This window comes from Pseudovibrio sp. Ad46, assembly GCF_001623065.1.
Lineage (GTDB): Bacteria > Pseudomonadota > Alphaproteobacteria > Rhizobiales > Stappiaceae > Pseudovibrio.
The window spans coordinates 145,373-168,300 of record NZ_LMCG01000027.1; the positions used below are offsets into that span (position 1 = coordinate 145,373).

Annotated in this window: 16 protein-coding genes and 3 pseudogenes; 8 read left to right on the top strand and 11 right to left on the bottom strand. The window is 49.5% G+C overall.

Translation table 11 applies throughout. The features are described 5' to 3' along the window. Positions 1-26 precede the first annotated feature (26 nt). A complete protein-coding gene (locus tag PsAD46_RS05785) occupies positions 27-1,085 on the top strand; it encodes a siderophore-interacting protein (protein ID WP_063306349.1) in 1,059 nt (352 codons plus the stop codon). A 7-nt stretch (positions 1,086-1,092) separates the two neighbouring features. Here the strand turns inward: PsAD46_RS05785 and feoB are convergent, their stop codons facing one another. After that, positions 1,093-2,916, bottom strand: a complete 1,824-nt coding sequence (gene feoB / locus PsAD46_RS05790) for a ferrous iron transport protein B (protein WP_063306350.1) — start codon at positions 2,914-2,916, stop codon at positions 1,093-1,095. Beyond that, complete coding sequence (locus PsAD46_RS05795) at positions 2,900-3,229, bottom strand: FeoA family protein (protein WP_063306351.1); 330 nt, start codon at positions 3,227-3,229, stop codon at positions 2,900-2,902. Before PsAD46_RS05795 ends, feoB begins: the two co-directional genes overlap by 17 nt. 219 nt (positions 3,230-3,448) lie before the next feature. On the opposite strand from PsAD46_RS05795, the gene PsAD46_RS05800 reads away from it, so the two are divergent. Next, complete coding sequence (locus tag PsAD46_RS05800) at positions 3,449-4,777, top strand: MFS transporter (protein ID WP_063306352.1); 1,329 nt, start codon at positions 3,449-3,451, stop codon at positions 4,775-4,777. 8 nt (positions 4,778-4,785) lie between these two features. Continuing rightward, positions 4,786-6,969, top strand: a complete 2,184-nt coding sequence (locus PsAD46_RS05805; protein ID WP_208981686.1) for a TonB-dependent receptor — start codon at positions 4,786-4,788, stop codon at positions 6,967-6,969. A gap of 117 nt (positions 6,970-7,086) precedes the next feature. Here PsAD46_RS05805 and PsAD46_RS05810 read toward each other — a convergent pair whose 3' ends face one another. From PsAD46_RS05810 to PsAD46_RS05840, 7 genes and pseudogenes are all read right to left on the bottom strand, one after another. Beyond that, a complete protein-coding gene (locus PsAD46_RS05810; protein WP_063291400.1) occupies positions 7,087-8,532 on the bottom strand; it encodes a carbon starvation protein A in 1,446 nt (481 codons plus the stop codon). Positions 8,533-8,713: 181 nt separating this feature from the next. Then, positions 8,714-9,424 carry a two-component system response regulator BtsR gene (gene btsR, locus PsAD46_RS05815; RefSeq protein WP_063306353.1) on the bottom strand — a complete coding sequence of 237 codons (711 nt, stop codon included), beginning with the start codon at positions 9,422-9,424 and terminating at the stop codon, positions 8,714-8,716. After that, positions 9,421-11,103, bottom strand: coding sequence for a sensor histidine kinase (locus tag PsAD46_RS05820; RefSeq protein WP_063306354.1), 1,683 nt, complete (start codon positions 11,101-11,103; stop codon positions 9,421-9,423). The genes btsR and PsAD46_RS05820 overlap by 4 nt, the downstream gene beginning before the upstream one ends. Positions 11,104-11,468: 365 nt before the next feature. Further along, positions 11,469-12,829: pseudogene (locus tag PsAD46_RS05825) on the bottom strand (IS3 family transposase). A 262-nt stretch (positions 12,830-13,091) separates the two neighbouring features. Then, positions 13,092-13,824: pseudogene (locus PsAD46_RS27590) on the bottom strand (IS6 family transposase). 233 nt (positions 13,825-14,057) lie between these two features. Beyond that, a complete protein-coding gene (locus PsAD46_RS05835; RefSeq protein WP_153040697.1) occupies positions 14,058-14,438 on the bottom strand; it encodes a VOC family protein in 381 nt (126 codons plus the stop codon). 438 nt (positions 14,439-14,876) lie between these two features. Continuing rightward, a complete protein-coding gene (locus PsAD46_RS05840) occupies positions 14,877-15,464 on the bottom strand; it encodes a TetR/AcrR family transcriptional regulator (RefSeq protein ID WP_057465627.1) in 588 nt (195 codons plus the stop codon). A 106-nt stretch (positions 15,465-15,570) separates the two neighbouring features. Between PsAD46_RS05840 and PsAD46_RS05845 the strand changes: the two genes are divergently transcribed. From PsAD46_RS05845 to PsAD46_RS05855, 3 genes are all read left to right on the top strand, one after another. Further along, entirely contained in the window at positions 15,571-15,930 is a 360-nt protein-coding gene (locus tag PsAD46_RS05845) for an SDR family NAD(P)-dependent oxidoreductase (protein ID WP_153040698.1), read from the top strand. Then, a complete protein-coding gene (locus PsAD46_RS05850) occupies positions 15,876-16,547 on the top strand; it encodes an SDR family NAD(P)-dependent oxidoreductase (RefSeq protein WP_084404347.1) in 672 nt (223 codons plus the stop codon). Before PsAD46_RS05845 ends, PsAD46_RS05850 begins: the two co-directional genes overlap by 55 nt. 201 nt (positions 16,548-16,748) lie before the next feature. Then, positions 16,749-18,311, top strand: coding sequence for a M10 family metallopeptidase C-terminal domain-containing protein (locus PsAD46_RS05855; protein ID WP_084404348.1), 1,563 nt, complete (start codon positions 16,749-16,751; stop codon positions 18,309-18,311). A gap of 190 nt (positions 18,312-18,501) precedes the next feature. On the opposite strand, the pseudogene PsAD46_RS27865 reads toward PsAD46_RS05855, so the two are convergent. Next, positions 18,502-18,725: pseudogene (locus tag PsAD46_RS27865) on the bottom strand (lyase family protein); the annotation flags it as partial. 276 nt (positions 18,726-19,001) lie between these two features. Between PsAD46_RS27865 and PsAD46_RS05860 the strand changes: the two are divergent. Continuing rightward, complete coding sequence (locus PsAD46_RS05860) at positions 19,002-20,429, top strand: nodulation protein NfeD (RefSeq protein WP_084404349.1); 1,428 nt, start codon at positions 19,002-19,004, stop codon at positions 20,427-20,429. Next, positions 20,426-21,199, top strand: coding sequence for a slipin family protein (locus tag PsAD46_RS05865; RefSeq protein ID WP_063306356.1), 774 nt, complete (start codon positions 20,426-20,428; stop codon positions 21,197-21,199). The genes PsAD46_RS05860 and PsAD46_RS05865 overlap by 4 nt, the downstream gene beginning before the upstream one ends. A gap of 506 nt (positions 21,200-21,705) precedes the next feature. Here the strand turns inward: PsAD46_RS05865 and PsAD46_RS05875 are convergent. Next, positions 21,706-22,884, bottom strand: coding sequence for an NAD(P)/FAD-dependent oxidoreductase (locus tag PsAD46_RS05875; RefSeq protein WP_063304184.1), 1,179 nt, complete (start codon positions 22,882-22,884; stop codon positions 21,706-21,708). Positions 22,885-22,928 lie beyond the last annotated feature (44 nt).

The following is a 22,928-nucleotide window of genomic DNA, read 5'->3' on the forward strand; positions in this document are numbered from 1 at the left end:
TTCGATAAAACAAGACGAGCACTTTGATGACAACCACTGCAACAGAACTTCATAGGATCGAAAGCCTCATTCCCGGTATCGAGTTTGCCAAAGCCATTGAGCTTTTTGCTGCCGAAGCAAAGCTCCATAATCTGACGCTGGAAGAAATTACCAGTTCCCATTACTGCGTGAATTCTCCTGTCGGAATGGTTGAGTTTCTGAAGGCAGATACAGAGGCGAAGCTGGTGATTTCAGCACCATCTCAAGAGGCACTGCATCTGGTCAAAGAGAGTGTCGAGCATCTTATTGGCCACATTGACATAAACATTCCACCTCAGATGGTCTGGAGCGGGGATTTTACAGCAGGCGTTCACCCGCCCAACTTTCTCGAAGTTCAGGTTGTCAGAACAGCGGCTTTCAGCTCCAATTTCATACGGGTAACCGTTGCAGCGAAGGGAATTGAGCGCTTCTTTGAAGGTGGGTTGCACTTCCGTCTGTTGTTCTCGAAAAATCTGGGTTTTGAAGCCAGATGGCCCTATTGGGATGACAAAGGCCGCACGGTCTGGCCTGAGGGTGATTATGAATTGATGCGCCCTGTCTACACTGTTCGCCAGTTCGATAAGTCAGCACAGACTATCGACTTTGATGTTTTCCTGCATGAAGGCGGGCCGACAGCGGAGTGGGCAGCTCGCGTTAACGAAGGGGACAAGGTTGGTCTGCTTGGCCCTGGTGGCGGGTGGATTCCGGAGGCCAAGTATCTGTTGTTGGCTGGCGATGAAACAGCCATTCCAGCTATCTCACGCATTCTCGAAAGTTCTCCTGCAGGTACGAAAGGTGCGGTGATCATCAGTGTTTCAAAAAAAGGTATGGAAGCACCAATCCCGTTGCCTGAGACCATGAGCCTTAAGTGGGTTTATCGGGATACTCATGGTCATGACGGACTATTTTATGCTGCAAAACGAGTAGAAATTCCTGAGGTTCAGGAGGCATTCCTCTGGTTTGCTGCGGAAAAGAAAACTGCCAAGAAAGCGCGCAAGTATTTCCGTAATGAAGTTGGTTTCAAAGCCGATAATTGCTACATCGCGGGGTTTTGGGAGGAGCAGTAAGCTTCTCCTAAAACCCAAAGAGCTTTGCGCCTTGGTAAAACAGGAATGAGACCAGCCAGGCATAGCTTAGAGACAAGATCAGCGAGAAACTGGTGAACTGCCAAGACTTTCCTTCTGAATGCACTGTCGCAATGGTTGTTAGACAAGGCGTGTAAAGCAGGCAGAACAAGCAGAAACTATAGGCTTCCAGCGGTGTTACACTCATCGAAATGGCTTGAGAAACACCGCTGGCAGATAATGCGTAGATTGTAGACAAAGATCCGATGACGATCTCTTTGGCGATGAAACCGAAGATCAGTGCCAGAGTGAGATATGGATTGATGCCGATTGGCTCCATGATCGGCTGAAGTAAGACACCTAGCTGACCACCATAGGTGCTCAATCCTTCCGCGCCAACTGGTAGGTTCGTCAATAACCAAACCAGAATGCAGCCGATGATAATGAACCGTGAAGCTCTTCTGATGAACTCACGCACCTCACCCCAACCTCTGAGTAAAACCTGTTTGACTGTCGGAATTCGATAGGGGGGTATCTCCAACAAGAAGGGTTCCTGGCTCTTGAACTGCTTGGAAAAACTGAAGATGGCAGCCGTTGAAAAAGCAGCGAGGAAGCTGATCACATAAAAGGAGAATAACACTAGTGCACCTTTGGAACTGGGAAAGGTGGCGCTGATGATAAACACGAACACAGCTAGGCGCGCAGAGCAGAGCGAAAATGGAATAACCAGCATTGCCAGCAGACGCAACGAGCGGGTGCGCATGACCCGCGTGCCCATTAATGCAGGTACATTGCAGCCAAATCCCATCATTTGCATCACAAAAGCGCGGCCATCCAGCCCAACGCGGCGCATCAGAGCATCCATCAAAAAGGCAGCACGCGCCAGATACCCGCTATCTTCAACAGCGGCCATGCAAAAGAAGAAGAGCACAAGAAGCGGCACAAATGATGCGACCGTCGACAGACCAAGCCATATGCCATTGATCAGGAAGCTATTGAGCCAGACAGGCGCCCAGGCCAAACTCGGCTCCAGCAGTATCGTTTGTACCCAGTCAGCACCTCGGCTCACAAGATCCTGAGAGGGAAGGCCGATCTCCCAAATCACGGAGAAGATAACCAGCATGCTGAGGAAGAACATAGGCAAGCCCAGCAGCGGATGCAAAAACAGCTGATCCAGCTTTTCTGTCAGTGTTTTCGGCCAGATTTTGGGAAGAGTCACGCAACCTTTCAAAGCATCATCGAGCGTTTCCTCAGTCATCAGTGTTTTGAACAGCGAGTCATAGTCCGCCAGAACCGGCTTGCTGGCAAAGTCAGAGCTTAAACTGTCCGAGATTTGTTTCATGGCATCGTCAAAGCCGGTGCCGTATTTGGCGCTGATCAAAGCCACAGGCATCTTGAGAGAATTCTGCAACTGCTCAAGATCAAACGTGATACCGAGCTTATGAGCTTCATCGCACATGTTGAGCATGACAACAGAAGGCAGTCCCAGCGCCTTCACCTGCAAAGGCATCAGGATCTGTCGTTCAATCTGCGCTGCATTGATAACGATGATAACCAGATCAATCGGAAATTTTGTCAAAAACCGGTTCACGACGGCTTCGTCTTCAGATCCACCTTCCAGATTATAAATACCCGGCAGATCAACATATTCCACGTTTCGCCCTACTAAAGGCACACGCGCACGCATTACATTAACGGTGATGCCTGGCCAGTTGCCAACGGAGGCGCGGGCATTGGTGATGCGATTAAACAGCATGGATTTGCCAGTGTTTGGCTGACCGATAAGTGCAATACGTGGGGTACTCTGGGCACCTGTCTCAGGCCGAGGGTTCATCGCCTTTGATCTCCTCCACAACAACGCAACGTGCTTCAGAACGTCGGATCGCAACCTGTGTTACCTGATTGACACGAAGCAACATGGGGCCACCCAACCAAGCCAGCCGCATAACGCTGACTTCCTTTCCAATGTTGATCCCCAGCGCGTTCAGGCGAACGACCAGAGCGCGTCCATCAGATGTTTCCTCGCTCTCGATTTCTCGCACAATGGCTCTTTCGCCTTTGAGAAGGTGATCGAGACTGCGTGTTTTCGGTGCATTGCTCATAATCTGTTCTTGGAGCGTTGGGGTGAAGTTGAGGTTTAAACTCATAAATACGCAAGCTCCTCTCAGCAAACTGGTTAGAAGCGTGTTGCCGCTGGCTTGAAAACTTAGCTAAAGCAGAAATTATTGTAGTTTCCCCGTAAGATCTAATTGCGAATAACTTGCAAGTAGTGATTGAAAATATGAATGTAATTCTCTAGTTAAAAATCATTAGTTGGTTAGCCAGAACGACTCGTTCGAGCCAGGCCGTTGAGTGCTAGGTAGAAAATGGCTAACGACAGCAGTGCCCATATTGCAGGGCAGGCGCGCGCAACTTCACACAACGAGCAAGGTGATCGTACAGCCCGTTCAGTCATTATCGTGCTGGCAGGGCTTTATGTGGCTCAGGCTATTCCGGTTTATCTTGTCGCTGCGGCCATGCCGGCGATCTTCCGCGCACAAGGCATCAGTCTTGTCAGCATTGGCTCTATGGCACTTTTGATGCTGCCCTGGGTTGTCAAGTTTCTCTGGGCGCCAATTGTTGACCGTTATTCCTTCGCTGCCTTTGGAAGACGCCGAAGCTGGATCATCCCGATGCAGCTTATCTCCGTGGGCATCATCACTTACCTTTCAACACTCAATGTCGCCGAGCAACTGCACATCCTGTTTCCATTACTGATGGTTCTGGCGCTGTCCTCCTCTACACAGGACATTGCAACAGATGGCTTTGCCGTTGAACACCTCGCCCCGAAAGACCAACCTCTTGGCAATGCAGTCCAGGGAGGCAGTGTTGCCGCAGGCGTGCTGATCGGTGGTTCTCTGTCTCTGTTCCTGCATGATCTGTGGGGGTGGAGCTTTGCTCTTAAAACAGCTGCTGGCCTGTCATTTCTCACTTTGCTGCCACTGCTCTTCTTCAAGGAAAACCCACGGAAAGACAAAGGTGTCGATGGAGAAAGCAAGCCACGGCCATCGATCATTGGATTTGTAAAGCGCAACAACACGTTGATGCTGTTGTTTTTTGCACTGCTGTTCCGCCTGCCTGAGGGGCTCGTCAAAGGCGTTGAGCAAGCGTTTCTGGTGGACTTCGGCTTTTCTCTTTCTCAGATCGGATTGGTTAGCGGAGGTGCAGCCGCTTGCGTTGGCTTGGGCGGTTCAGCGATTGCTGTGGTGCTGATCAAACGAGCCGGCCTGATGCAGTTCCTCTGGCTTATTGGCACTTTGAGGACTTTGTGTTTCCTCGGCTATGCATCTGTAGCTTTGCTGGACTATCGCGGTGTCGCAGTGCTCGTTGGCCTTTCAGCCGCCAACACCTTCATCCGCTACATGGAAATCGTCGGTCTTTACAGCGCATTCATGCGCGTCAGTTCGCTCAAGCAAGCTGGTACCGACTTCACCATTCTCAGCTGCGCAAATCTATTCGTCTACATGCTGGGTAGCGTAGCTGCTGGCTTTATCGCGCAGCATTCCGGCTACGGCATCCTCTTCTCGCTCGCAACTGTCTGCTCAGTCGCAGGCATTCTGGCAAGCATGCACTTCTTCAAAAAAGCATCCATCGGCAAGGGGCAACAAACTGCCGAAGATGCAGATCTTTCAACAACATCACCGATAAAAACTTAGGGGGCAATATGAAACGCGTCGCTATGGGGAACAAAGGTTCCTTCGCGCGAGTGCTACTGTGCACTGTCGCGCCTTTCGCAATGTTTCAAACAACATCCACCGCAACCGCACAGGATGCCATCGAAGACGACACCGACCTAACCGTCGTCGTAACCGCCAGCCGCACCGAGGAATCCATCTCCTCCATCCCAGGCACGGTGCAGGTGATCTCTGGTGAGGAACTACAGCAAGCCGTCGCTGCCAATGGGGATATCACGACTGCGTTGGGGCGTTACATTCCGGGCTTGAATCTCAGCAATGATACACTAAGCGGATTAGGGGAAACTTTCCGCGGGCGCTCGTTGCAAGTACTGGTAAATGGCAGCCCGCGCACATCTTCGCTGCGTAAAGTGAATCGCGTTCTAAGCCTCATTGATGCAGATAGTATTGAACGCATTGAAATTATTAACGGTGCAAGTGCTGTTTATGGTGACGGTGGTACAGGCGGTATCATCAATGTCATCACTAAGAGTGCCGATAAAGAGGGCTTCAGTGGGTCTTTCTCCACGACCATCTCTGCAAGTGAGCGCAATATTAAGGATAGTGCGCACGTGCTCACGAGTGCTGAGGCTGGATACCGGAAAGATGGCAAGAGCATTCAACTGAATGGCCAGTTCAAAAACACGGGTGATTTGTTTGCCGGAAACGGCACGCGCGTACCAGAAGACCCGGCAACTGGGCAGGGTGGTGGCTCTGGTATCGAGCAATACAATATCTCTGGTCGTGTTGGTTTTGAAGCTGAGCGATTTGATGTCTCGATTTACGCCAATCTGCTCAAAATGGAGCAAGATATCGAGTTCTATTCCGATTTCACATCGGACCCGGTTTCTCAAAACACCAGCGATCCCTACAAAGGGCTGAGCCCGATGGAAGACGCCAAGAACCTGACCGCGACATTAAATGTCTACGATCTGGGGCTTTTCGGTGATGCCAATGTAGAACTTTTTTACAACGATACTGAAAGACGTTCGGCTTTGGTTCCATTAAGTGACGCTAATCCGTTCACTTATTCTCCAGATCCGGACCGTTCTCAAAACTCAGTATTCATGAAGCAGGTTGGAGTTCGCACAACATTTGATCGCGATCTCAGTAACTTCTACGAAGGGTTGGAGTTCAGCTACGGGGGCGACTTTACCTACGAAGATGTGACCCAGAAGCTACCTGATGGCCGTGATATCATTGGACCAATGGAGCAAAACTCCTTTGCAGTCTTTGGACAGCTCAAAGTCCCTCTCGGAGAGATGTTCGAACTGCGCGGTGGTCTTCGTTATCAACGCTATGATTTGAGCGTGGGTGATTACACACGACCTGCTGGCACTTATTACTATCAAGGTCGGCATATCCCTGTTGCAGAAGCAAGTGTCAAAGGTGGGGATGCAGTTTATGATGCTACGGTCTTTAATCTCGGCGGTGTGATGCATCTTAATGATAATCTGGATTTGTTTGCAGGTTTTTCTCAAGGGTTCTCTGTACCAGATGTCGGAGGTTTCACTCGTCGGTCTCTGGACAACACAAACCCGGGTCGTACAGAATTCGACTTTTCTGATTTGAAGCCAGAGGCAGCCATCGTCAACAACTATGAAGTGGGTACGCGCTTCAATGATGGCAAATATTCCCTTGCTGCTTCTGTTTATCTCTCAACAACGGATAAAGGTCTCACATTCAACCCATCTGCAAGCGCTCTAAGGCAGAGAAAAGAACGCATTTGGGGAGCTGAGCTCAATGCAAAAGCCGCTGTAAATGCAAATTGGAGCCTTGGAACTATTCTCGCCTACAAAGAAGGTGTTTATGATTATGATGAGGATGGCGACCTTGACGACGCGTTGCCGAATAATCGCATCGGTTCCCCATTCCAGGCGACCCTTTATACAGACTACCGCTTTGAGAATGGCTTGAGTTTTCATGGTGAAGCAATCTACGGCTCGGGGCGAGATGTTGATGACGGGAACCCGCAGTCAGAAGATCTAAAGCTGAAGCAGACATTCACTGTCAATGCAGGCGCCAAATACGCTGCAGATTTTGGGACTGTAAAGTTTGGTGTAGAAAATGTGTTTGATACCAAGCAGATCAATGTAACGGCAAGCTCTGGCCGCAACCGCAACGTCCTAGCCGAAGGCCGCCGTGTCTTCTTGCAGTACACCAAGACGTTTTAAGTTATGCAAATGTTAGGCAGGGCTCTGCCTTGCTTGCAGGTCCATCTGATAAATACAAAAAACAGCGCAGGGACTAGAGGTCCTGCGCTGTTTTTGCTTTAGCGAGTAGAGTGAGGGTTACTCGCCGGGTTCGAGTACGTCTTCGTGGTCAACGACTTTCCCTTTCACCTTCATCCAGACTGCTGAGGCAATCAGCAGGGCTGCGAGGATGCCGCCGATGGTGGAGACTGTCATTGGCAGGCCGAATCCAAGTTTGGTGGAGTTCAGCAGGAAGGTCACAACAACGGTAGTCATGAAGGTTGCCGGAATGGTGCAGATCCAATGCAGCTTGTTATGGCGCAGCAGATAGGCAGCAGCAGTCCACAACATCAGTGCGGCAGTTGCTTGATTGGCAACGCCGAAGTAACGCCAGATCACTCCGAAATCCACCTGAGTCAGGAGTGCACCGCCAACGAACAGTGGGATTGCCAGCAACAAACGCTTTGGCATCTGGTTCTGTGGCATGTTGAAGAACTCAGCCAGGATCAGACGTGCTGAACGGAAAGCGGTGTCACCAGAGGTGATCGGCAGGACGATAACACCGAGTACTGCGAGGAAGCCACCAAACGTGCCCAGAAGACCGTTGGATGCTTCGTAAACAAGGTTCGCAGGATTGCCGCCCATGCCTTCAGAAAGGCCTTCAACGCCGCCGAAGAAGGACAGAGCAATCGCACACCAGATAATCGCGATCACGCCTTCACCAATCATCGCACCATAAAAGACGAAGCGACCATTTTGTTCATTCTCCATGCAGCGCGCCATCAGTGGAGACTGAGTGGCATGGAAGCCGGAGATCGCACCACAAGCGATAGTGATGAATAGAGCAGGCCAAAGTGGCATGTCATTCGGGTTCAGGTTCTGGAAGAAGTCACCAGCTTCAACGCCCGGCAACATGGAATGTTCGCTGGACAGCAGCAAAGCGACGGTCAAACCCACAGACATAAACACCAGCAGAGCCCCGAAGAACGGGTAGAAGCGTCCGATGATCTTGTCGACAGGAACGATGGTTGCGATCAGGTAGTATGCGAAGATGCAAACCAGGAAGATTGTAACATCAACACCGGTCAGGCGGCCGAGCAGGCTTGCTGGAGCAGACACAAACACCACGCCCACCAGCAGAAGCAATACAATTGCAAAGATGTTCATGAAGTGCTTTGCGCCGCTGCCGAGGTACTTGCCAGCAAGGTTCGGGACGGATTGCCCTTTGTTGCGAACGGACAGCATGCCGGAGAAATAATCATGCACTGCACCTGCAAAGATGCAGCCAAAAACGATCCAGAGCATTGCTGCCGGACCATACAGGGCGCCAAGGATCGGGCCAAAGATTGGTCCAACGCCTGCAATGTTCAACAATTGAACCAGATAGACTTTTTTGGTGGACATCGGCACATAATCGACACCGTCAGTATGTGCGTGGGCAGGTGTCTGGCGTGCGGGCTTAATCCCGAAAACCTTCTCGACAAACATGCCATAGATAAAATAGCCGCCGAACAGCAGGCCAATACTCAAGAGAAACCAGGACATCTTTCTTCCTCCACAAATCTCTGGGAGCGATTAAACTGGTTTCAAGGGCAAGTTGCTGAGGTTTCAGCTAAGCGGCAGTTGAGGCGGGGTGAGCGGCAATTAAAACAAATAAGCGGTTAATTGAGACGCGACAGTTTCACGTAAATTTGAAGCGATCCAACGGCTAAGTGTATATACGCACTCATGAATATCCAAAATGCTGCTTCAGGCTTTTTAGATATCGACGTGAAACTGGGATCTTGGTTCCGCTGTGCGTCACCACTTCCGCTCCCGTTTCCTGCAACACAATCTCCGAAATCGCATCTGGTGAGACAAGGTACTGGCGGTGACAGCGGGCCAATGCGGTTCTTTGTTCCAGCACTTTAAGGGTAAGGTGTGTGTGCACATAAGACTCTGCTGTCGCCACATGGATTCCAGACAGGTCGCTAAATACATATTCAACGGCAGTCACCGGAACAACCTTCAGCTTGTTTCCAAGATAGCAGGGGAGGTGTTGAAGTTCCTGAGGAGTGATTTCTTCCATCAGTTGCGGACGCAGATCAGACCGGACACGGCCAAGCGTCTTGGCGAGCCGGTCTTCTTCAACTGGTTTGAGCAGATAATCAAAAGCATGATGCTCAAATGCTTTGATGGCATACTCGTCGTAGGCGGTAGAGAACACGATACGCGGCATGGTTTCCGGGTCCAGCATGCCAATCATTTCCATGCCAGAGATCCGTGGCATCTGAATGTCGAGAAACACCAGTTGTGGCTTGTGTTTGTTTATAAACCCAAGAGCATCAATAGCATTACTGCATTCGCCGAGTACCTCAATGCCATCGGCCCCAGCGAGCAAGTCTTTCAGCTCCTCACGAGCGTATGGTTCATCATCGACAATCAGACAACTAATCATTGAGCTGCTTCCAACATAGGAGCGGGGAGTAGGATTGAAACACGGGTGAAGGCGTCTTCTTTCCATTCAATATGCAGGCCATATTCCTCACCCCATTGTTTTTTCAAGCGTTTGTCGACCAATGAAACACCAAGTCCTTCGCGATTTTGCGGTGGCACATATAGCCCGGCATCATCTTCCACCCGCAGTTCCACCTGCTCATTGCTCAGGGCCCCGCTAATTCGAACACATCCACCGTCAATGCTTTGCGAAATACCATGCTTGATGGCGTTTTCAATGAGTGGCTGTAACGTAAACGCCGGAATTTTCAGAGACAGCAGTTCAACTGGGACATCCAACTCAACATCCAGTTTGTCCGGGAAACGAGCTTTCTCAATCGCCAGATACGCATCCACGTGGTCCAGTTCTTCACCAAGTGTGACAAGGCCTGAGGTGCGCTTCAGGTTAATGCGCAAAAACTTGGAAAGTTGCAGCAGCAATTCCCGTGCTTTCTCCGCATCCCGCTTTGTGATGATTGCGATTGTATTGAGCGTATTGAACAAGAAGTGCGGGTTCACCTGCGCTTGCAGCAACTTCAACTCAGCCCGTGTTAAAAGGCTCTGCTTTTCTTCCAGCTCACCATAAAGGATCTGGTTGGAAAGAAGCTTTGCAATGCCCTCACCAAGTGTTCGGTTGATATTCAGGAACAGCTTGTTCTTCTGCTCGTAAAGCTTGATTGTACCAATTACTTCGGAGTCGCTGTGTAGCGGAATAACAAGGCAGGACCCCAACTTGCAGGCAGATGACAGAGAACAGCCATAGGGCTCTTCAACACCATCTGCATACATAACCTTGTTTTGCTCAATGGCATCAAGAGTCAGCTGAGAGGAGATCTCTGTTCCCGGTTTGTGATGATCCGATCCCATACCAATAAATGCGAGCAGTTTGGTGCGGTCCGTAATTGCAACAGCCCCTACATTCGTCTCGTCTTTCACAATCTGGGCAACTTTGCCGCCAGAGACTTCATTCAGCCCCTTGGCCAAAACCCCAACACAGCGCTCGGCAATCTTTAATGCCTGACTGGAAAAAGCTGATGACAGTTTATCAAACATCGTCTTCTGATCGCGAACAATGCTCATAAAAAACGCTGCGCCAAGTGAATTGACGAACAGCATTGGAGGCGCAATTTGCTGCACCAACGCAAGAGCCTGATCAAATGGCCGGGCAACAATCAGGATAATGAGCATCTGTACAACTTCCGCCACAAAGGTGAGGCCAAACACAAACATCGGGCGAAACAGCAACGCACGCTTGTTATGCGTGCGTAAATAAAACGCAGTCATCCCGGCCAGTAGGCCTTCTGAGGTGGTTGAGATCGCACAGGCCAGATCAGTGAACCCACCAAAACCGTAGCGGTGCAAACCACCCGTCAATCCAATCAGAAAACCTGTGACCGGACCACCCAAAAGACCACCCAAGACCGCACCCATGGCACGCGTATTGGCAATAGCCCCATCGACTTGCTCACCAAACGTCGTAGCAATCACACAAAAGCCAGAGAACACCAGATAGATAAGTACCTTGTGCGGTAGGCGAGGGGCGTCTTCCGTAAAGATCTTAAACAGCGGCGTTTTGCTGACCATATAAACGATCACCAAATACACACACATTTGCTGCAGCAGATGAAGAATGAGGGCCATTTGTTGGCTTTACTATTGTTTCTTGAATAAGCCCCAAAAGTGTACCGCCTCACAACAGATTTTCAATCCACCAAGCAGAACACAAACACCCAATTATACTATCCCTAAGATTTTGATATATTTGAGTTATTAAACCTAACCAGCGAAACGCGCGCAATTGTCGCAAGACGCAAACCAGCACTAAAAGTCCGGATGAAGGCAAGGCTATCTGAATAGTTGCTTTGTCAGGATCTCATGCTTGGAGATCAATCTAAGTGTGGCGGTATAAAATAGTTTGTAATGATGACGGAGTGTCCGTCGTCAAAGATAGTTGGACAAAATTGGCTTTCGAGTAATGGAGTGTCTGGCCCTTTTGCGTGTTAATGTTATGCGGCTTGAGCGTGGTAGCGTAAGCGGCGATTTGCTGAGTTTTGCGTTTAATCATCTGCCAATTTTGTAGGATCTGCTTATCTCTCCCTAGGTAAGTATCGGCCGGTGTCACATTGCCAAGGCTCTCGTGGTAGCTATGGTGATTTTAGTGTTCGACAAAGTTCCTGATTTGCGCTTCCAAGTCCTCTGACATGGGTAGTTTTCTAGCAAAATGCGGTTCTTCATGGTCTGGTGCCAACGTTCAATCTTACCTTGGGTTGGTGGATGATACGGCGCTCCCCACACATGCTTCATACTCTTCCTTTCCAGCCAATCGGCCAGATCCGACGAGACGTTAGAGCTGCCATTGTCAGAAAGCAGTCGTGGACGATGCATGACCTTTGGCTGCTCGCAACCTGAAGCATCGAGTGCGAGCTGAAGGGTGTCGGTGACATCCTCGGACTTCATTGTGGTGCATAGCTTCCAGGAGATGATGTAGCGGGAGTAATCGTCAAGAACGGTTGAAAGGTAAAACCAACCCCAGCCGATAATCTTGAAGTAGGTGAAATCGGTTTGCCACTGCTGGTTCGGTGCTGTAGTCTTGTCCTTGAACTCATCGGCGGCCTTGATGACCACATAAGGCTGGGGAGGTGATCAGGTCCTGCGCCTTCAGCAGTTGGTAAACGGAAGCTTCTGAAATAAAATTGTCTTTCGTATCTGTAAAACGAACTGCAAGCTCGTGCGGTGACAGATCTGGCTCGTCTAGCGCCAATTTTTGCTCTCATCGGGAATACGGTTCCATACTTTGGATGGCTTTGATACCCGCTCCTCCAGCGCTTCAACGCCGCCTTCCAGGTAGCGATCATATCAAGTATAGAAGGTCGAACGCGGGATACCCAGAAGCGCCAGCGTGCGCTTGATTGGTTGATGAGATCCTTCAACCAGCCGGATAATCTCTAGCTTCTCTTGGGTGGGATACCTCATTCGTCGTCTCCCCCATCCTCGAGCATGTTTTTTTTAATAAGGTGCAGTTCCAGAGCCTGCTCGGCAACCTCTTCTTTGAGGCGCGTGCCTCATTACGCAACTGCTTTACTTCACCAGTGTTCGCCTGACGGACAGTATCAACAGCAAGCCGCTTCTTGCCAGCTTCCAGAAACTCTTTCGACCAGCTGTAATACAGTCCCTATGAGATGCCTTCCTATCGGCATAACTCAGCAATACTGTCATCACCGCGCAATCCTGCGAGCACAATACGGATCTTGTTTTCGGTGGAATAGCGCTTGCGGGTTTTACGGCGAATGTCTTTGACCGCCTTCTCAGCTGCAGCGCTGGGGTTCTTGTATTTTGCTCCATTGTTCACTCCTAATCTAGTGAACATGGGTCAAAACACTCTCCTACTCAAACTCACCCATCTGTTCATATGGCTTCGGCGGGGAACAGTTGGACTTAGTTTAGTTTTGTGCAAAGCCTTTTGCCACTCTGAGCAAGATAGCCCTGTTATCGGTGTTGAGGATCAAAAAGATCTCAGCAGCCTCGTCCACCTCAGGCAGCACTGTTTTGCTGGTGGTGATGTAACTGGGACAAACTCCTAAGGCTTCATAAAATGCAATGAAATTGAGACCATCGCCTATTTAGCTTGGTTATGAGGAGGCCTCCCGCGGCTCTGTTTGTGGGCGTAATTCTGCTATGTAATCGTTCCATAAACTGAATGCATCAGCGCGTGCATGGCGGTACGAGTTGGCTGAAAGGCGGTGGCGTTTCGGTCGGAAAATAGCTGCAACCTGATGTGCGCGAATAGAAATCTCTGTTCTTGCTGCGTAGGCTTAAAGTGGCCCATGATCTTTTCCCGTTGTCGCGTACGATGATACGAAGCCTCTGCACGGTTGTTCAAGCCATTGTGCGCCCGGTTGCTCAAGACCTAGTGCGATCTCTTGTCTGGCTGCCCCGTAGGAGCCAAGCTTGTCCTTCATCAGAACGTGCGGCATGCTCCAACGCCTGAAAACTTATAAAAGAAGGGTTTGGCTAACTTTTTGTCACTACACGCTTGCGAAAGGATATCAAGAGTATCGCCATTCCCGTCTACAGCCCGCCACAGCCAATAGGTAACGCCGTTGACCTTGATGACACCTTCATCAAGGTGCAACTAACATTGGCTGCTCGGTCCTTCTGGATTTTTCCGGCAAAGACGTGCCCAAACTTGTGTACTCAGTTCCAAATAGTCTCATAGCTAAGCACTATTCCCTGCGCTGCTAAAAGATCTTCAACATTACGCAGGCTTATGGCGAACGGATGATAGGCCCAAACCGCTTAGCCAATGATACAGCGTGAGAAACAATAGTCTTTGAGACGAGGAAAAGCGTCAAGATAAAGCATAGTGATGAACTACCCGAAGCAGCTAAAAGCAAGAAGGTGGGAGTGCTTGGCATCAATCTAGAGGGTAGGCTTCTGCAATCGGCAAGCGCCATCTAACGGCTTACACATTTAAGCGTTCTCCAGGCCTCACTTTACCGCAACGAAGCTGACAAAATCCACCTACACGGCGTCCGCTTAACGTTGTGAAGCTTCAGAGCCTGCGCCAGGTTAAGCGTCTTTGTTGGGTTTGGAACTTACAAACTATGGCCGCCATCAACAGGCTCCAGCAGTTCGATCATGTTTCCAAATGGGTCATGGACCTTCTTGCGGTAGTGGCCGAAGAGGATGGTGTCATCCGTTACCGTGACAGACGCTGCCCGTAGGTTCTTCGCCAAAGCTGCCAGATCATCGACAACAAGTCCTGGGTGGCCAACTGTTACTGGCGCAAATGGTTCACTGCCGAGCAAATGCAAATTGACAGAACCTGATGAGAACCAACATCCGGCATGGCTACTCGCTTCTTGAGGGCGTTCTATTTCTTTAAACCCTAGTAAGGTGCCATAAAACCGCCTAGCATCTTCAACGCCATCAGGTGGGATCGGCAGCGCGAGATGCTGCATGAGCAGTACCGTCATATTCAGATCCTTTGCGTCTGCATCCACAACGACCTTCTTATCAAACTACAATATGAGTTAGCTTTCTAAATTGGCGATAATTTAAACAAGTGTAAGCTGAAAAGCCAAGTGCGCACGAAGAGCTTGCTTGGCTCATCAACTTATGCGGTTAGGGCTTTGTCGCACGGCCAACCGCAAAGATTAACCCAGACATCTATGGAATGTCTGGGATACGTCGTCGTTCGTTTACCGGTTTGCGACTTGGCAAGCGGTAACCATCAAGACCAACAGTCATGTTTGCCGTCTAAACACGCCGGACAGATGACCGCATATGATTATTGCTCAAATCAGATCAATATGCCTCGCAAGGCAGAAGTCACTCACATGGAACACTCGCTCAGCCTCTCACTGCCGGTAACTAAGGTGCCCTTATAACCTCGCATGCGTTCACTCATAACATCAGGGGCTCTCAACTCGAACACTCGATAAAGCTTTGACAAGTGCCAGGATCTCATCGGCAAAGTTGTCCGATTGAACTGGACGGTTATGGAAAACAGTTCGGTTGAGAAGTATTGCTGGTACGAGCTCTGCTAGTAGATCCAATTGAGGATGATCAGAACCCAATAGCCTGGCAAAAAGCTGGCGAAGTGGTTTATCGTCATATCGATCACGAATAGCGTCAGCAATACCCTTATCTTCCCTCAATGCTGAGATGACTCCGGGAAGTAAATCTGGTTTTGAAGCATAAAACTCAGTTTTCTCCCGAATAACAGATGCCAAATCTGCTGCGGCGTCATCACTGGAGGGAAGTGGAGGGTCAGGAAAAGCGCGAATAGCGTCAGTTACTAAGGCTTCTTTTGTTTCCCACCTTCGGTATATCGTACCGAGCCCACTTCCGGCTTTTTCTGCAACATCCTGAACTCGAAGTTTATCGAACCCATGTTCGATAATTAACTCAGCCGTTGCAGCAAGAATAGCGTCGGTCCTGTTACGATCCCGCTTACGACCGCGGGTAAGCTCAGCTCGCTGGCCTGATCTCTTATTCATGAAGACTTCCTAATTACTGCAAAGGTTGATTTCCATGTCAAACTTCTATATCGCTTATTCGGTAATTAACAATTCCGGAATTATATGTTTCCGAATGGGAGTGGCCATGAGTTCTAAAAATGCTTCAATTATCAAGCAAGCGAGTATGGTGCTCAACACTTTCACACCACAACGAAGGAAACCAAATCCCGTCTATGCAATCCCTGAAGAAGATAAGCACATATCAGGTAAGATAATTGTGTTTACGGGTGGAACTGATGGTATGAGGCGAGCCGCTGTTAGTACACTGCATAAGCTCGGGGCAAACCTGATTATCTTAGGTCGCAACGAAGAAAAAGGGATGGCAGTTGCACGCGAGCTAAATGCCATTGATGGGGGGGGGCGCAGTTTCTATCCTGTGATCTGGCATCAATGGAGAGCATTCGCTGTTGTGCTGAACGTATCATTGCCACTCACAAGCGCATAGACGTCCTAGTCAATTGCGCAGGTGCTCAAGTCCCAAAACGCACCATCACAGCAGATGGGTTGGAGAAGATGTGGGCGATTAATTATATTGGCCCCTTTTTGCTTACGAACCTTTTGCTAGAGCGTCTCAAAACCTCTGCGCCGTCAAGAATTGTGAATGTTTCCTCCGAAACGGAAGCACTAGGCCATATTAATTTTGAAGATCTCCAAACCAAACACGGCTTTGATGCGCTAAAACCCTATGCTCAGGCAAAGCTCGCGCTCAATGCGTTTACAGTTGAGCTGGCTGAGCAATTAGAAAGCTCAGGAGTCACTGTAAACGCGCTTAATCCCGGCTTCATTCGTTCCAATTTGCTGCGGGATCTAAAAGGCATTCCAGGTATTTTTCGGCTCATCATGCGCATTTTTGCCTCTCCACCGGAAGTAGGAGCTGATCGCATAGTAAGGCTCGCTATTTCGTCGCGATACAGCAGTGTAACTGGCACCTATACCGATGAAGACAAGATTTCTGAGCCCAATCCAGAAGCGAAAGACACAAGTATCAGAACAAAGCTTATGCAGATAAGTGATGCTTCAACGGCTAGATGGAGAGCATCTTTATCAGAAGCCTGCAAATGATCCGCAATCTCTGCAGTAAGTAGATGTAGATGTTAATTTTGTTATAATCTAGCAATATCCGCCGAGATTTCTGCACTAAATTAGTAAAATTATAGTATAAGTAAAAATGAAGCATTTGTGAAAGATGTGCATATGAATATTGATAGTATGTGAATAGTGTATATCATAATTCGATAATTTAAATTATCGGAAAAGATTCGCATGCCTACCAGATATAACTCCAATAAATCTATATTAGTGGAAAAGGGAGATGCTCCTGCCCACTTTGATACTCCGTACACTCTTACCCCGAAGGATACTTTCTATGGGTCTTTGAAAAGAGGCGGAGATTCAGATTTTGTTGCGATTGTCCTTGAGGCGGGGGTTGAGTACACGATCTCCATGGACAGTGAGGGATCCAATGGGCCATCGGACACAAGTTTGGTCCTGTTCGATCCCAACTCCAGGCCCGTCGCGTCGGATACTGAAAATGGGAATGGTAGTAAATCCGAAGTCACTTTCACACCTGAGGAACGCGGCACCTATTATGTTTTGGCTACCATTGGTACAGAGGGAAATTCTTTTGGAGACTATCAGCTTAGTATAACCGAGGAAGCTGGCTCTACTGAAGTGCCGGTAGATCCAGACGCTTTTTCAAATGACCAGATTGCACATCAGTTGACTGATGCATATTGGGGATATCGCCGGGCATTTGATGTGGAACCTGGAGAGGCGATCTCAGTCAATATTTCGGGTTTGACAGATACCGGCCAATACCTGGCAAAGAACGCTCTTGACGCATGGTCAATGATGACTGGCATCAATTTCGAATTTACAGATACCTATGCAAAGATAAACTTCGACGACAATTATGGCGGAGCTTATGCAAGCTCCAACACCTTTTATGGTGAAATTGAGCGATCATTCGTCAATGTTAGCGCGGACTGGGTTGATCGATATGGAGCGAACTTAAACTCGTACTCCTATCAGACATATATTCACGAAATCGGACATGCGCTGGGGCTGGGGCATGCCGGCCATTATAACGGAGATGCTACATTCGGCGTAGACAATCATTATTCCAATGATTCCTGGCAAGCGACAGTCATGTCATATTTTAGTCAGCAGGGAAACACGAACATCGATGCCAGTTATGCGTATGTGGTCACGCCTATGATCGCCGATATTCTTGCTATGCAAGATCTTTATGGAACGGCAGGTAACTTGCGTACTGACGACACCATCTACGGCGAAAACTCCAATGCTGGAGGATATTACGATGATATCGCTGGCATGGTTCCTATGACCTTCACCATTCTGGATGATGGTGGCAACGATAGCATCAACTTCAGCTCTGTGATTAGTGATCAGCGGATTTCTCTCGTCGAGGAAACCTATTCAGATGTTCAGGGCTTGAAGGGCAATCTTGCCATTATGCGTGGAACCGTGATTGAAAATGCATATACCGGTTCTGGGGATGACGAACTGATTGGCAACGACGCTCACAACAAGCTTTTTGCAAATGAAGGTCACGATTTGCTGGGTGGCGGGCGTGGCAATGACTGGCTTTATGGCGGCAGCGAGATAGATCAGCTCAAAGGTGGCAGAGGCAAGGACAGGCTTTACGGCGAAGATGGTCGCGATACTCTGGATGGAGGAGTGGGCAACGATAGGCTCTACGGTGGGAAAGGCGATGATAACCTGCTTGGAGGCAATGGAAACGATCGTTTAGATGGCGGCATAGGCAATCTTTTCGAGTGGGCTAGATGTCATCAAGTTTATTAAGAATAGCGTCACCAGTCTTGAAGAACTCACTATTTTGGCTTCAGAGGATGGGGCGCTCATTTCCTACCAAGGTGGTTCCATCGTGTTGTCCGATATCGGTGCTGATCTAATCAGTGCTGATGACTTTATGTTCGTGTAAATAAAGTGTGCTCCAAGCGCTTGTTCTTCTTACAATTCTCTTGGAGCACAGTTCAAAGTCCTGCTGCATTGCGTCAGTCATTAAACTTGCGCGGGATCGTAGCATCTTTGCTGCAGTCAAAATTAGCTCACAAGATATAGGATTGTGTTTTGAGGCATGGTGCTGGATGCCCCTCTATGATGACCATAAGGCTCTGAGACTTCACCGAACTCATTTGTAGCCATGATTGAAATGTCGCATGCAATTTTTGACAGTCCACCCACTATTCATGCAAGATTTTGGTCGCCTTCATCGAACGCTCTCAAACAAGCAGACTCGCGAACAAGTAATTTTCTGTTTAAATGCAAGCAGTTTGGAGGTGCCTTAAGCTCTTAGAAACTGTCTTATTCACCAAAGTCCCCATTACACGCGGCTTGTGTCAGTATAGATACCGATAATTGGCTGTGACTTATAACAGCAATTCTTACTTGATTACGTTAGTCATCACATTCCCTTATGTAGTTAGTGAAGTGATCCATCTGTAACCAACTAAAAACAGAACGCACCTTAAAATGCGATTGGCGGCAACAGGAACGGAATGGCAGATTGCAAATCTTAAAGGTTTAGGATTTGCTTGTATTCAATGTGTCGTATTTCTGGCAATTCTAATCGGTAGCTTCTTCATTTTTGCGCTTTTTACTACGAGCTACTGTAACGCCCAAACGGACCGGACCGCCCCACTTATCCGTATTGAAGGCGCTATAGGGCCGGCCACTGCTGACTATGTGACACGTGGCCTCCAATCCGCCCAGGAAGATGGAGCCACGCTTGTCATTCTCACCTTGAACACCCCTGGCGGTCTAGACACTGCAATGCGCACCATCGTCAATGCCATTTTGGCATCGTCGGTTCCAGTTGTTGGGTATGTTGCACCGAGCGGTGCCCGTGCGGCCAGTGCCGGAACCTATATTCTGTACGCTTGCCATATTGCTGCCATGGCACCGGGAACCAATCTTGGTGCAGCAACACCGGTTCAGGTAGGTAGTGGTTTTCCCGGATCAGAAGGCTCTGACAACGACGAGGACGAAGAGACAAGTGCGGCCCCGTCCTCCTCCGACAAAGCTATCAGTGATGCGAAGGCTTATATCAAGAGCCTTGCCCAGTTGAGGAACCGAAACTCAGAGTGGGCGGAAAAGGCGGTCAGCGAAGCTGCCAGCCTAACGGCGGTCGATGCTCTTGAGGAAGGGGTCATCGACTTTATTGCCGATAGTCAAACCGATCTTCTTCAGCAATTAAATGAGAGGTCCGTGGAGTTGCCAGAAGGGCAGATTACGCTCAAAACTGATAATTTGACGATTATTCCGGTGGAACCAGATTGGCGGACCGAGTTTCTTTCTGTCATCACCAATCCGAGTGTTGCCTATATCCTGTTTCTTATCGGCATCTATGGCATCGTTCTGGAATTTTACAGCCCAGGTATTTTCATCGCAGGGATTACCGGTGTGATCTGCCTGCTTTTGGCGCTCTACGCCTTTCAGCTGCTGCCAGTCAACTATGCCGGACTGGCTTTAATTCTTGTCGGGCTCGGCCTTATGATCGCTGAAGTATTTGCGCCCGGCTTTGGCGTGCTCGGACTGGGTGGTGCCGTCGCCTTTGTGCTGGGTTCAATCATGCTGATCGACAGTGACACTCCAGAACTGGAGGTATCTCCTATGCTGATTGGGTCGATCGCAGCTGTTAGTGCAGGCGTTTTTCTCGTCATTCTTTATCTTCTTATGCGCTCCAAGGGCCGTGCCGTCGTAACAGGGCGGGAAGAAATGCTCAGCAGTAAAGCCGTGGTTTTGGACTGGAATGGAAGAGAAGGGCACGTCAGAGTTCATGGTGAAGTATGGCAAGCAACAAGTACAACGCCTTTAAGGCCGGGCCACACCGTCGAAGTATCGGCTATTGAGGGGTTAACCCTCACCGTCTCTCCCCTTAAAAGTGAGGACCAGTCATGAACGAACTGTTTAACTATTCCTGGACTTTGACTGTACTGATTCCACTCTTGATTGTTTTCTCGTCATTGAAGATTTTGCGGGAGTATGAGCGAGGTGTGATCTTCCTGCTAGGGCGTTTTTGGAAAGTAAAGGGTCCAGGTTTGATCATCGTTCTTCCGGGTATAATGCAGATGGTTCGGGTGGATCTGCGCACACGCGTCTTAGACGTGCCTGAGCAGGACGTAATTTCACGCGACAATGTTTCCGTCAAAGTCAATGCCGTCGTGTATTTTCGCGCCGTGAACGCTGAACGGGCGATTATACAGGTTGAGGATTTCCTTCAGGCGACCACTCAACTGGCTCAGACAACGCTGCGCTCGGTTGCTGGTCAGCATGAGCTTGACGAAATGCTTGCATCGAGAGATCGGTTAAACGCTGATATTCAGCGTATTCTGGATGAACAGACGGAAACCTGGGGTATTAAGGTGTCAAATGTGGAGTTGAAGCACATTGACCTTGATGACCGCATGATCCGGGCAATCGCAAAGCAGGCGGAAGCTGAGCGGCTACGCCGCGCCAAGGTCATCGACGCGCAGGGCGAACAGCAAGCGGCGGAAAAGTTTCTAGAAGCCGCCGGAATTCTCTCTCAAAACGATCAAGCTATGCAGCTGCGTTATCTGACAACCCTGCAGACAATCGCGAGCGATAGAAGTAATACGATTGTCTTTCCAATGCCAATGGAACTGATAGGCCGACTTCCCCTGAAGGGTTCTGCCGACGAGCAAAAATAAGTTAGTGTTTCTGAGTTATGCTGACAAGAATGTCTCTCTCAAGGGCTCAACTACAGTTGGTGGAAGGAGTTTCTAAAGCTGCGCTATTGCGTTCAGGTTCGACCCCAGAAGTAACTTTGGGATCTCTGATGGGCAAGGTGATGGCCTGGAATATGGAGACTACAGGCACCCCGATAGTCAAGGGTGGAGCAGGTCAGGTGGCAGAAACATTTGAAAAAATATTACAGAGTGCAATTGGGGAAGTGCGAGGATAATCCTCACGATAAGTGATTAAGTTTAAAAGTAGAGATAGTATTGCGCCGTATCGAGGACTGGATCTTGAAGAAGTCTCGTTTCATAGATTGCGTAACACTTTACATAAGTTTTACTCAACCTCAGTTAGAAGTGCCCGAATAACCGCTTTGTGGCCTCTTGTGACCAATAAAGCTTGATTTTCTAGAGAGCTTTTCGCACATGTAGTAAAGTGCATGATATGCGACATTACAGACTTTATTTTACCCTCATATCTAAACAAACTGCCCCGCCGCATGGCCGGAAGACCAGGCCCATTGGAAGTTGAAGCCGCCGAGGTGGCCGGTGACGTCGACGACTTCGCCGATGAAGAAGAGGCCGGGGACGGAGCTGGTTTCCATTGTTTTGGAGGAGAGGGTCTTTGTGCTTACGCCGCCTAAGGTGACCTCAGCAGTGCGGTAGCCTTCGGTGCCGACGGGCTTGAGGGTCCACTCGTTGATTGCCAGAGCGGCCTTGCGCAGCACCTTGTCGGAGGTGTCGGCCAACCGTCCGCTCAGCTTATGCTCCTCAGCAATGTGTGTGGCCAGCTTTTTAGGCAGCAAACTTGCCACCGCAGTCTTAATGTCCTGCTTTGGCTGGCTTTGCTTGGCGGACTTCAGGGCCTCAAGAACATCTGTGTCTGGAAGCAAGTTGACGCGAATGTCTTTACCTTCTTCCCAGTAAGAGGAGATCTGCAGAATGGATGGCCCGGAAAGACCACGATGGGTGAAGAGCAATCCTTCACGAAAACTGGTCTTTTTGAAAGACACAACAGCATCCACTGAAACGCCTGCCAGATGTTTGGTCCGTTCCCGCATCGCATCATCAAAGACGAACGGTACGAGAGCAGCGCGAGGGGAGACGAGCGGCAGATCAAACTGCTTGGCAATCTCATAGCCAAAGCCGGTAGCTCCCATCTTGGGAATGGAAGGTCCGCCACAGGCCACAACCACAGACTGCGCTCTCACTGTGTCTCTGGAAGTGCCAACGGTGAAGCGATCATCAGGCTTGGTAAGAGAAGTGACACTGGTGCCCAGCTGAATGCGAACGCCAGATTGCTGGCAGAGCTGGAGCAGCATGTCGATGATCTGCTGAGCACTGTCATCGCAAAACAGTTGGCCCAGTGTTTTTTCGTGCCAACTGATGCGGTGCTTGTCCACCAGCGCGATAAAATCATGCTGGGTGAAACGCTTCAAAGCAGAAACAGCAAAACGCGGGTTCTCAGAAAGATAGTTCGCGGGAGAGGCGTGCAGGTTTGTGAAGTTGCACCGCCCACCGCCGGAGATGCGGATTTTGTCCGCTGGGCGCTTGGCATGGTCAATCACCAGCACAGAGCGTCCGCGCTTTCCAGCCTCAATGGCACACATCAGGCCGGCGGCGCCTGCACCTATTATAAGAACGTCAATGTTTTGCATGGCGCTCTTATATGGGCTTTCCAGCCAAGGTCAACTCGGGATCA